The 12,182-nt window shown below is 41.0% G+C and carries 11 protein-coding genes; 5 read left to right on the top strand and 6 right to left on the bottom strand.

Going from position 1 to position 12,182, the window contains the following annotated elements:
- Positions 1 to 23 precede the first annotated feature (23 nt).
- Genes IEZ33_RS07520 through yjgA form a run of 5 tightly spaced genes read left to right on the top strand, consistent with a single transcriptional unit; the run spans position 24 to position 4,152 of the window.
- A complete protein-coding gene (locus IEZ33_RS07520) occupies positions 24 to 1,493 on the top strand; it encodes an RNA polymerase factor sigma-54 (RefSeq protein ID WP_191603064.1) in 1,470 nt (489 codons plus the stop codon).
- Positions 1,494 to 1,510: 17 nt separating this feature from the next.
- Complete coding sequence (locus tag IEZ33_RS07515; RefSeq protein ID WP_191603063.1) at positions 1,511 to 1,966, top strand: PTS sugar transporter subunit IIA; 456 nt, start codon at positions 1,511 to 1,513, stop codon at positions 1,964 to 1,966.
- A gap of 2 nt (positions 1,967 to 1,968) precedes the next feature.
- Positions 1,969 to 2,238 carry an HPr family phosphocarrier protein gene (locus tag IEZ33_RS07510; RefSeq protein WP_191603062.1) on the top strand — a complete coding sequence of 90 codons (270 nt, stop codon included), beginning with the start codon at positions 1,969 to 1,971 and terminating at the stop codon, positions 2,236 to 2,238.
- A gap of 24 nt (positions 2,239 to 2,262) precedes the next feature.
- Entirely contained in the window at positions 2,263 to 3,615 is a 1,353-nt protein-coding gene (gene mgtE, locus IEZ33_RS07505) for a magnesium transporter (protein WP_191603061.1), read from the top strand.
- A 6-nt stretch (positions 3,616 to 3,621) separates the two neighbouring features.
- Positions 3,622 to 4,152, top strand: coding sequence for a ribosome biogenesis factor YjgA (yjgA, locus tag IEZ33_RS07500; protein WP_191603060.1), 531 nt, complete (start codon positions 3,622 to 3,624; stop codon positions 4,150 to 4,152).
- A 26-nt stretch (positions 4,153 to 4,178) separates the two neighbouring features.
- Here yjgA and IEZ33_RS07495 read toward each other — a convergent pair whose 3' ends face one another.
- Genes IEZ33_RS07495 through mreC form a run of 6 tightly spaced genes read right to left on the bottom strand, consistent with a single transcriptional unit; the run spans position 4,179 to position 12,166 of the window.
- Positions 4,179 to 5,006 carry a carbon-nitrogen hydrolase family protein gene (locus tag IEZ33_RS07495; protein ID WP_191603059.1) on the bottom strand — a complete coding sequence of 276 codons (828 nt, stop codon included), beginning with the start codon at positions 5,004 to 5,006 and terminating at the stop codon, positions 4,179 to 4,181.
- A gap of 6 nt (positions 5,007 to 5,012) precedes the next feature.
- On the bottom strand, positions 5,013 to 8,819 hold the full coding sequence (locus tag IEZ33_RS07490; RefSeq protein ID WP_191603058.1) for a YhdP family phospholipid transporter: 3,807 nt from the start codon (positions 8,817 to 8,819) through the stop codon (positions 5,013 to 5,015).
- Positions 8,819 to 10,273: a ribonuclease G gene (gene rng / locus IEZ33_RS07485; RefSeq protein WP_191603057.1), complete on the bottom strand. Its 1,455-nt coding sequence runs from the start codon at positions 10,271 to 10,273 to the stop codon at positions 8,819 to 8,821. Before rng ends, IEZ33_RS07490 begins: the two co-directional genes overlap by 1 nt.
- A complete protein-coding gene (locus IEZ33_RS07480; RefSeq protein ID WP_275672803.1) occupies positions 10,266 to 10,877 on the bottom strand; it encodes a Maf family protein in 612 nt (203 codons plus the stop codon). The genes rng and IEZ33_RS07480 overlap by 8 nt, the downstream gene beginning before the upstream one ends.
- A gap of 12 nt (positions 10,878 to 10,889) precedes the next feature.
- On the bottom strand, positions 10,890 to 11,363 hold the full coding sequence (gene mreD, locus IEZ33_RS07475) for a rod shape-determining protein MreD (protein WP_191603056.1): 474 nt from the start codon (positions 11,361 to 11,363) through the stop codon (positions 10,890 to 10,892).
- Positions 11,360 to 12,166, bottom strand: a complete 807-nt coding sequence (gene mreC / locus IEZ33_RS07470; protein WP_240009665.1) for a rod shape-determining protein MreC — start codon at positions 12,164 to 12,166, stop codon at positions 11,360 to 11,362. The genes mreD and mreC overlap by 4 nt, the downstream gene beginning before the upstream one ends.
- Positions 12,167 to 12,182 lie beyond the last annotated feature (16 nt).

Below are 12,182 nucleotides of genomic sequence, written 5' to 3'. Positions count from 1 at the left end.
AATCAAACAAAAAGCGTTTCTCTATGAAGCAGTCTCTACAGTTGAAAATGGGTCAGCAACTGACCATGACCCCGCAGCTACAACAAGCTATTCGCTTATTGCAGCTTTCTACAATAGATTTACAACAAGAAATACATGAATTTCTTGAGTCAAACCCCCTATTAGAAATTGACGATGAACAAAGCTCATCTGAGACAACGGCAAACGAATCTGAACAAAAAAAGCAAGAGGAGCCAGAAACTCAGCCAAGTGAAGAAGCCACAATTGAATCTGAATGGACGGATAGTATTCCAGAAGAGCTCTCTATTGATAGCTCATGGGAAGACACCTTTCAAAGCTCCGCGGCCGTGTCTGAATCCCAAGGTTTCGAAGGGGATTTTGATTTTGAAAGTCGCAATTCCGCTTCTGAGAGCATTCAGGATCACTTAATATGGCAACTTAACCTGACTACGATGTCAGACAGAGATATTGAAATTGCCTATTCTTTTATTGAAAGCGTTCAACCAGATGGTTACCTAGGTGCCTCACTGCATGAAATATGGGATTCTCTTCAGGGAACCATTGAAGATTTAGAAGAAGACGAAGTTGTTGCTGTTCAACATAGACTACAACGCTTTGACCCTGTGGGGGTATGTTCCGTTGATTTGCGAGAATGCTTGCTGGTTCAACTTGAAGCCTATTCAACACACCCTTTGTATAAAAATACAAAAACGGTAGTTGATCACTATCTAAACCTCTTAGGTAACCGAGATTTTTCCCAGCTTTGTAGACGCGCGAAACTAAAAGAAGATACATTAAAAGACGTTATTCATTTAATACAGCAGCTCAACCCAAGGCCAGGCAGTTTAATTGATGCAGATGACACAGATTATGTTATACCAGATGTCTCAGTTAAGAAGAAAAATGGTGAATGGCAGGTTGAGTTAAACAACGACGCTCTACCGCCAGTAAAAATCAACAAAACCTATTCAACAATGGCAAATACTCTGAAGAATACTGAGGACGCAACATACATAAAAAACTCACTTCAAGAAGCCAAGTGGTTTATAAAGAGTTTACAAAGCCGCAATGAAACACTACTAAAAGTGGCTAGCTGTATTGTTGAAAAACAGATAGACTTTTTCGAGCAAGGCGAGGAAGCAATGAAGCCGATGGTATTGCATGATGTTGCCGAAGAAGTGGGCATGCACGAATCCACTATTTCCCGCGTGACCACGCAAAAATACATGCATACACCGAAAGGAATATTCGAATTAAAATATTTTTTCTCAAGCCATGTAAATACGGCTTCAGGCGGAGAATGCTCTTCCACAGCAATCCGCGCTATGATAAAAAAACTTGTTGCCGAAGAACCTGCTAAGAAACCATTAAGTGACAATAAATTAGCCACCATTCTAGAAGAACAAGGGATTAATGTAGCAAGGAGAACGGTTGCAAAATACAGAGAAGCAATGAACATTCCTCCTTCAAACGAAAGAAAACGATTAGTTTAATACTGGATAAAAGACTCATGTCACTTATTACTATGTTAAAACCAGAATTGACTCTGGCAAAACAGAAGATTATCAGCAAAAAAAGAGTACTGGAAAATATAGCAAGTGCGGTATCAAACAGATTACATTGTGACGAAAATGCAATCTACGCGGGACTATTAGCCAGAGAAAAACTTGGTAGTACGGGAATCGGGGAAGGCATCGCTATCCCGCATTGTCGATTAGAGTCGGCTAATCATGCTGCAATATTAGTTATGTCGTTAGAAAGCTCTATTGATTTTGACTCTATAGACAGAAAACCTATAGATTTGATTTTTGCACTCATTGTACCGCCAAGTGAATGCGACGCCCATCTCTCGACACTTGCTCAAATTGCACAATTAGCACAGTCACCCAATGGGTTAAACGCTTTAAGAGAAGCGCAAACTAATGAATCACTATTTGCAGCATTTGAAAAACTGCTACAAGGATAAACATGCAAGAACAATCTATTACTATAATTAACAAGTTAGGACTGCATGCACGAGCGGCAGGTAAACTGGTGGAAACCACATCTAAATTCAGCTGTGATATCACCATTGAAAAGGATGGTCGTAACGTAGATGGCAAAAGCATTATGGCCATGATGATGTTAGCGGCAGGTAAAGGTACTGAAATCACTATCAAAGCAAATGGTGAAGATGAAGAGCTTGCATTAACAGCCATTATTGAGCTTATTAATAACCGCTTTGGTGAGGGTGAATAGACCTTCAATTTAAGAAAAGTCATTATGTCAGAGCAAGCGACGCTAACACATCTAAAAGCCGTAACAGCCTCACTTGAGGCTGGCACCACTTCCCAAATACGCTATTTATTAAATGGCGCGTTACCGGCTCAAGACGTCGCTCGCTTATTAGAGTCATCCCCCCCTAAAGAGAGACAACTTCTTTGGGACCTAATTGATAGCAAAAACGAAGGTGAAATCCTTCAATATTTAACTGAAGACATTAGTATTCCTTTCCTTAAAAAAATGGATACTAAACAACTCTTAGCTGTGTCAGAGCAATTCGAGACCGATGACCTCGCTGACATGCTACAACACTTACCAGAAAAAATTGTTAAAGAAGTGCTGGCCTCCATGTCAGCACAGAATAGATTACGAGTTGAAGCCCTACTAAGCTACCCAGAAGACTCCGCTGGTGGCTTAATGAATACAGATACAATTACCATACGCCCAAATATAACCGTTGACATTGTATTTCGTTTCCTCAGAAGACATAAGAAACTACCCGATATGACTGATAACTTATTAGTTGTCAGCCGCTCAGACCGCTTTTTAGGCACACTGCCATTAACAAAGTTATTAGTAGCCGATACAAACGCTACTATACGCGAAATTATGGATACCGAGACTACGGTAATAACATCCAATACATCAGCCAGAGAAGTCGCACAGGTATTTGAAAAGTTAGATCTGGTTTCAGCGCCAGTAATCGACGAAAAAAGTGGAAAGTTACTTGGCCGAATAACCATAGATGATGTTGTTGATGTTATCCGTGACGAAGCTGAGCACTCTATGCTGAGTATGGCGGGCCTTGACGACGACGAAGACACCTTTTCTCCTGTCATGAAGACGACCAGAAGGCGAGCGGTTTGGCTTGGTATTAATTTAATTACGGCTTTCATAGCCTCTTACGTCATTGGGCTTTTTCAAGGCACACTTGATCAAGTCGTTGCACTGGCTATATTAATGCCAATTGTTGCCAGTATGGGTGGAATTGCAGGCTCCCAAGTACTAACATTAGTTATACGAGGCATCGCCCTAGGACAAATAGGTTCAACAAATACTCGCTGGCTACTCAACCGAGAGATCATCGTAGGCTTATTAAATGGTATACTTTGGGCTACGGTTGTCGCCGCATTAACAGCATTCTGGTTTGACAACCTTGAGATAGCCTATATCATAGCGGGCGCAATCATGATTAACCTTCTGTTTGCCGCTCTTACAGGCACACTTTTGCCCATAGCACTAAATCGCTTAGGCATAGACCCAGCCCTTGCAGGAAGCGTAATCCTTACCACAGTAACTGACGTTGTAGGATTTCTTTCCTTTCTTGGATTAGCAACTATATTTCTTATTTAGGCCAACATGACAGAATTCGAACATTTAGAAGACGACGAGAATTACAAAAGCAAAACTCAAATAAAAAGAGAAATGGAGGAGTTGCAGGTATTAGGCAAAAAACTTCTCGCTTTGAGTAAGCAACAGCAGCAAAAAGTTGAAATGTCTGACACTCTTCGTGCTGCTCTGACGGAAGCCACTCGACTGAACCAAAGAGAAGCCATGCGTCGTCATATGCAATACATTGGACGACTTATGCGCAATGAAGACGCTGAGGCTATTGAGGCAAGAGTCGCTTTGTTTGACAGCAGCTCAGCTGCCCACAACAAACTTTTCCATTCTCTTGAAGCGCTTCGAGACTCTTTGATTGGTGAAAACAGCACCGAAGAGGTCCAAAAATACTTAGAAGAAAACCCGAATGTAGATATCCAACATTTTAGACAACTTGTTAGACAATCTGTGAAAGAGCTTGCCGAAGGCAAAAAAAGCACTTCCCGAAAAAAACTATTTAAGTATATCAGAGAGGTAAAAGAAGAAAAATTAGGCATAAATGTCTAAAGTTCAACAATGTTCCTCTTCTATAGCTATGTAAGTCGTCTATGTTCTAGTACAGGCATTGACGACTTGCATTCCTGTATTCTGTCAGTATCGATATTCACATATAAATTATCCGGCTCATCAGCAAGCTGCCCTAAATCTTCTCCCCATGGAGAATAACAAACACTGTGTCCGTACGTTTGCCTGTTCTTACCATGAAAACCACATTGATTAACACCCACTATAAAAACTTGATTTTCTATTGCCCTGGCTCTTAATAAAGTATTCCAATGCGCCTTACCTGTAACATAGGTAAACGCAGCTGGAACAACAATAAGCTCAGCACCTTTAGAAACCAACTCACGGTACAATTCTGGAAAACGCAAATCATAACAAATTGACAGACCTACTTTTAAACCGTCAACATCAATAACAATGGGATTAAGCTCTCCCGGCTCAATAAAATCAGATTCTTTATATTGACCCACTCCATCTGCAACATTGACATCAAATAGGTGAATTTTATCATAACGAAAACATTCACTAGAAAACGGTGAAAACACCAAACAAGATTGACGCACTCTAGAGCCTGCTACAACACTTCCATCAGGTCTTTTTAAAGAAGGGTGCGAGCCAACGACAATCCAAACACCTAAGGTCACAGACAACTTATTTAGAGTCGTAAATAGACTTTCTTGAATAGACTCTTGCTCAGACAACTCCCTCATTGCTTTCCCATTGAATAAAAACACATTCTCCGGAAGTATGATCAAGGTTACGCCTTCTTGGACAGCATCAAGAATGCGACGCTGGACTTCGTCTAAGTTAGCCGCAAAATCAGGTCCGCTGGTGAGCTGAATCGCACATATTTTCACGCTAGGTCATCTCCTAATAGGCTGGTATTTAACCGTCTTAATTTCTGGATTATCAAACGACCCCTTAATTTCGTAACGAACACTGGTCACTTTTGCCAATTGATCACCAATTAATTTATCCGTTATATAAAGTAAACCTGCAACTTGAGGAGCCCCGATTAACAACCCCGCTATGGGTAGAGTATTACCCAGAGGGAAACTGGCCGTCAGCTTTTCATCTAACGTTTCTGTAATTAAATTTGCCTCACCAGCCAACACAAACTCTGCAGTAGGTGAAACGATCTCAATTGGAGATGAGGTTTGCACAATACCATTTTGTAACGATAGCACTCCGTTAAACGTGTCGTATGTTAGACCTGGCTCATACACATCAGAGAAATCAAGAGACAAACGACGAGTTAACGCGTTAATATTAAAAATACCTAGCGCTTTCAAAAATGACGGAAGTTGATCAATCTGAGTAAACTTACCTTTTTGACTTTCAAACGTGATCCTACCCGATAGCGACTCTTTATCAAAAAACATCGGATGCCCTAACCAACTAAGATTAATGTCAATCACATAATTTTTTGATGTTAAAAAAGGCGTTGGCGCAAATTTTTTCAATAACTCGGAGGCATCTTCACCTTTAATTGACGCAACCAGCTCAACGTTCGATTGCTCCCCCTGGTCTTGCCAAAACAAACTCCCGGTAAACTGCCCATTTGAGAGCTTGGTTGATATAGGCTCAATTCTCAGCCTATCGCCTTCATTTGTAACTGAAAACTGCCAATCACCATAACTTGCGCCATTGTAAATTAATTCATCAACCTTGATATCCACATTAGGAACTTGGGAGGCCTTAATAGGGGAAATTCTATCCCCGTCAGACGGATCGGATTTAGGAGAAGACCAGTTAATATAGCCCGCATGCAAAAGATATTTATTTTTTTCTTGACTCAATTTAACGTTAAATTCATCGGCTCCAATTTGAAATTCATCAGGCGCAACCAAACGATCGTAAGACACCTTAACATTATGCCATTCATTAAATTCATTTACAGAAGCCGCGTCCACTATCAACTGCACTTTATTTAGCCAACCCGGAATCACAATATCACTTGATGCCACCTCAGATGAGTCACCTGAAAAATAACGATACGATTCTAGCCATTGCGCAAAATTCAGATAAGGAAGCTGACCGATTATATTAAACCCTCTCTCTATTGTATTTGATAAAGGGCGATCAACTCCTACCAAAAACTCCCCTCCGGCCATTTCACCATCAGATAACTTAAATCGGGTACGAATCAGATCATCGTATTGAATGGTGACCATCAACCGTTTTTCTGAGCCATATAAATTAAGGGCAAAGTTTTTAACTTCGTTCTCATCTTTTTTGAACGGCTTTGGCAGGGTAATAACACTGTTAACTAATTTACTCTTAATGTTTAAAAAGATATCGCCTAGATTCGGATTATTTAGAGACAGATCCGCTTCATAATCTACGTTTCCTGAGGTTGAATCGACTAATATGGGTGGCATTTTTTGCCATTCAAGTACTCGATTAATATCAGCATTGCCAGTAAGAGCAACACCAATAGACATTAACCCATCCGTACCAATGGCCGAGGTCAACCTGGCCTCAGACTCACCGCCAAGGGCAGTAAAACTTAATTGAGATTGAGATAAACCGCTAATGGAATGAAAATTAACCTTTCCTGAAAGGTTTTCTGCGTCCAGATTCAAACTGCTGATTTGAAGCGTATTCTTTAAGAATTCTAACTTTAGATCAACCAGAGGCTCATTACTTTCTTCCGATAGGGGCACAGACACCGAAAAATGACCTTGAACGTCGCCTGATGCCGTCCAATCTTCAAAAGGTGTCAATACCGTTTTAGATAAATCCGTACGTCTGAGTACGGATAGCAATTCATCCACTTTATAGGAAATAGGGCCTGAGACCAAAAGGTCTGACCCTCCCCTTGAAAAGGGCAACGATACCTCAACCCCCCTAACCTTTAAATTAGAAAGCAAAGCCTCATCAACTCGAACAACAATACCCTCTCGATCAAGCTGAAAATGCCCCTTTACTTTTTTGGCCGGCGGCCAGTCAGGAGCAAATAATACCTCAACATCCTCTAACCTCATATCCAGCAACACATGAGGAGAAGCGCCTGCGGCTAATTCACTTTGAACGATTAATTCCAAACTACCAACCGAACCAGACGTAATGGCGCTCTCAATCCATTCTCGAGTTTTATTATTAAGAACCGTTTTAGGTATGTAATCTAAACGGTCGTCAACTGGAATATTTTTCCCTTTAATATCCAGTAAAATCCAATCAGGGCTATCCTTCCTAATTTCTAACCGGAATTTGCCTTCTACATCAGCACCATTTCTTTCAACATGCAAACCCGTACCGCTGACTAAAAAGATATCATTGAGAGATCGCCATTCAACCAACCCAGAAAGAGAGGACGTATCCCAAGTCTCATCGTATAATTCGGGGAAACCAAGAGTGGCATTTTTTGCATCAAACTCTATGTAACCATCCGCTTCCGTTAAACTTAAAATCCCGTTTAGACGATTTATCTTTGGGATGCCATTAAAACCGTTTGCAGACACATTTTTGACATTACTTACGAACTCAAAACTACGTGAATCATCAATAGGAATACGCAAAGAACCATTCAAGGCAGTCCCAGTAAATGACATTTCATCAAGCAGTTTTCTGGCAAACCACTCTGGGTTTATATAAGTTGATGCCCACCTACTTACTAAAGATAAGTCTACTTGATCAAATAATAAATCAATCTTACGATTGTCTTTTAAGTTTAGATCCAACGTTAAATTTGTCGGTTTATAAGAGGGATAACCTTTCTCTATAAGGAGTAAATCAGATACTTCTAAACGAGCGTTATCTTGCTTTACATTATAAAACGCTTTGAACTTAGCTGAACCTGATAATTCTTTCTCGCCCGTCTGAACAAGGTTCATTTCATTTAATAATCCGGTGACCTGAACCGTTCGATCACTTTGATAACGCACCCATAACTCAAATCGACTTGCCACTGACGCAATATCAAAATCCCCTAATCCTATAACGTTGTCTTTATCAAGTTGGATTTTTGGTGAAATCAAATGCGCATTAATCAAAAAATCGTCACTGGATTCTAACTCAATCTCCAGTTTTAAGGCTAAAGGATCAACGAGCTCACTGTGATGCAAATCCATTTGAATACCTATGCCATTTCGTATTCTTTGCATATAGAAAGTATGTGTAGAAAAAACCCCCTCCCCATAGGATTCACTGGATAAATGAATTTCGCTATCCAACAAGGTAATTTGGCGCTGAGTAAGCAAATAATCCATCAACCTCGCAGAACCGACATTGCTTTTTATCGAATTATCAAGAATGGCTCCCGCTAAGCGCCACTGCCCTGAAGACTCAACAATCTCAACTTTCGGCTTAATAAAGCGAATATAGGCAAAGTGTGGAGTAAGGTTAAGAATGGATTTAAAAAAGTCAATTCTGACAGACAACGCTTCCATTTGAATGGCTGAAGTAACATTCTCTGTGTCTAAGGAGATTCCACGGACAGTAAATATAGGATCAATTCCCTCAAGGGATGCCGTAACTTCTTCTATACTGACTGGGTAGCCAATTATTTGAGTTAGGTTGCTTTCTATTTGAGACTTGTATTCACTTACAAAAGGAAGCGCATGCTTAAAGATAATCAAACATGCTATCAAAGCCGTAAAAGCAACGACGGCCACCCACCAAATAACACCCGTAACAAAACGGACGGCATTCCCATCTTCCGTTTTCATTATCTTAAGACAACATCGTATTGACCTTGGGTATAAACTGGATCTACTTGAAAATGAATCGCTTTACTTATAAAGGCCTCCAGCTCCGCAACAGCGGCACTTTCTTCATCTTGAAAACGCTCGACCACAAGAGAAGAAGCCAACACCGTATACGTTTGTGAGTTATAAGCTCGATCCGCACGTAAAATTTCTCGAAACACTTCATAGCAAACCGTTTCGGGTGTTTTAACCAAGCCACTACCATGACATGACTTACAAGGTTCGCACAATGTCTGCCCCAAACTTTCTCTGGTACGTTTACGTGTCATTTCAACCAATCCCAGCTCAGATACACCGGTAATTTTCGTTTTAGCGTGATCTGTGTCCAAGACCTTTTCTAACATCCTTAACACTTGTCTTTTATGCTCTTCATCTTCCATATCGATAAAATCAATAATAATTATGCCCCCTAGATTGCGCAACTTTAGCTGTCGACCAATAGACGTCGCGGCCTCAAGGTTCGTTTTGTAAATGGTTTCCTCTAAATTTCTACTGCCAACAAACGCACCGGTATTAACGTCAATGGTTGTCATAGATTCTGTCTGTTCAACCAATAGATACCCACCAGATTTTAACTGCACCTTACGATCAAGTGCCTTTTGAATTTCATCCTCAACACTGTACATATCAAAAATTGGTCTTTCGCCAAGGTAGAGTTCTATCCTATTTCCTAGATCCGGAATAAAGTCTTCTGCAAACCCTTTGAGCTTCGCATAGTTCTCTTTTGAATCAATGCGGATTCTTTCTGTTTTAAGACTCACTAAATCCCTCATTGTTCTGAGGTGTAGGGGCAAATCTTCATAGATAACAGCGGGGGCTTTTACTTGCGTTATACGCTTCTTAACTGATTGCCATAAGCGAGTCAGAAATTTTATATCGGAAAGAATTTCTTCCTCACCAGCACCTTCTGCAGCTGTTCTTAATATATAACCACTGGTCTCATCAACACCCGTCAACGCGGAAGACACCAATTGTTTTAATCGTTCACGCTCTGTTTCATCATCAATTCTTTGACTGACGCCAACATGATCTTGGTCTGGCATGTATACGAGGTATCGAGATGGAATCGACAGATGTGTCGTCAACCTTGCGCCTTTAGAGCTAATAGGATCTTTAGTGACTTGCACAACAAGTGACTGACCTTCTCTTAGATAATCTCCGATCTGATCACTTGGATTAATCGCATCACGATGAGCCACTTCTGATACATGGATAAAAGCCGCCCTTTCAAGACCAATATCAACAAACGCAGCTTGCATACCAGGCAAAACTCGGACTACTTTGCCTTGATAAATATTACCCACAATACCTTTTCGGCTAGAGCGTTCAATATAGACCTCTTGTAAGCCACCATTTTCAATCAAGGCGACGCGAATTTCCATAGGAGTAACATTAATTAATACGTCTTCACTCATGTGATATCTCCTGTAAAGGGTGAATTCCAAGCGACTCAAATAGCTGCGCAGTTTCAAATAAAGGGAGGCCCACAACAGCCGAATAGGAGCCTACAATTGAGGAGACAAAAACGGATCCCAGCCCTTGAATAGCATAAGAGCCAGCCTTATCTTTTGGCTCTCCTGTTTTCCAATATTGCTCTATCTCTAGATCTGAAATGACTCTAAAGGTAACGTCTGTAACAACATTTGCAGTCTGATAGTGTTTAAACCGACTGTCAAATAAACAAACGGCCGTCATTACTTGATGGGAACGACCTGATAGAGATCTTAACATGGTATAAGCCTCATCAAACGAATTCGGTTTACCCAGCACCTTGCCGTCAACAACAACACTGGTGTCCGCACCAATGACGATAGGTGAACCACCTATTCCCTCAAAGGATTGGCTCCACTTAATAAAAGCCGCGTGAGCTTTCTCAGAAGCCATCCGCAGAACGTAATCATCAGCCAATTCAGACTCTTTTAACGATTCATCAATATTCGCCGGCACAATAGAAAAATCAGCAACTAATAACGCGAGTAGCTCTTGTCGCCTTGGAGATGCTGAGCCTAAAATAACCATAAAAATTAAACCTTATCGAATAGAATACATGCGACGGACACTGCGCAGAACAATAAAAGACCAAGGCCATAATAGCCCCGTTATAAGTGCCGGCATAAAAATCATTAAGGTTGGTTCTGCACTACCAACATAAAAATCAATCCAGAAATCAAGCAATTGATTCAAGCTTACTAGAAGAGCCACGAAAATACCTTGCTGCCACCGGTGATACATACGCAACCGTTTGTAAAAAACAGCGCAAGAATAAGCAATAATGACATAAGTAAGGGAATGCTGCCCTATGATTCCACCCTGCAACAGATCGACCATTAACCCAAGAACCCAAGCCACACCAACGCCAACGCGAAACGGCAAGGCAATGACCCAGTACAAAATAACTAATAAGGCCCATTCAGGCCGATACCACAACATGGTTTCAGGGAATGTTAAGGCTTCCAACATTAAACCAACAATTAAGGTTAGTATAAAAACAAAGCTAGACTTCATTCCATCACCCGCTCTAACTTATCAATCAACATAATATGACGACTGCGCGCCAATTGAGCTAACGGGACCACATCAACATCCGCATAAGGTTTACCAGGTATATGACGAACAGCTCGAACAACACCAACGGGATAATCACTAGGAAATCGAGTATCCAAACCAGACGTTGATAAAATATCGCCTTTTTTGACATCCGCTGAATGAGGAACACTCAACAACTCCATACGCCTCAAGTCACCCACCCCTCTGAGAATACTGCGAAAGCCAGTACGCGATAACTGCACAGGAACTTGATGACTTGCGTCAGCAATCAAAAGGACGCGACTATTATAGGCACTGGTTTCAACCACCTGCCCCATTACACCTGTTGCATCAAGCACCGCCTGACCAACATAAGCGCCCGTAGAGAAACCTTTATCAATAAGAATTTTATGACTGTAGGCATTTTGATCAAAACCAATCACTTCAGCCATTATGATTTTCTCTTCTACCTTTTGAGACGCATCTAACAACTCCCGAAGGCGAACGTTTTCGGCTCTAAGAGAATCCAGTTTTTGTAAGCGACTACGAAATGCCAGCAATTCTTGATTTAACGCCTGATTTTCAGCAACCAAATCTTCACGACTTGCTAAATGCTCAAATGACCAAGAAATAACTTTTTGAGGCATGGTAACTACGACCTGAATAGGGGTAACCAACCAACTAAGATAGGGTCTAAACGGAAAAAATACAGAGTGACGAGCGTCACCCCATATCATCATAATGGATAAGAACACTAAAAAGGCAAAGCGTAACGCCGACACCTTACCTTCAAAAAAC

The sequence above is a fragment of the Marinomonas algicola genome (assembly GCF_014805825.1).
GTDB lineage: Bacteria > Pseudomonadota > Gammaproteobacteria > Pseudomonadales > Marinomonadaceae > Marinomonas > Marinomonas algicola.
Note: the sequence above shows the minus strand (reverse complement) of the source record. Positions and strands in the feature narration are given on the sequence as shown.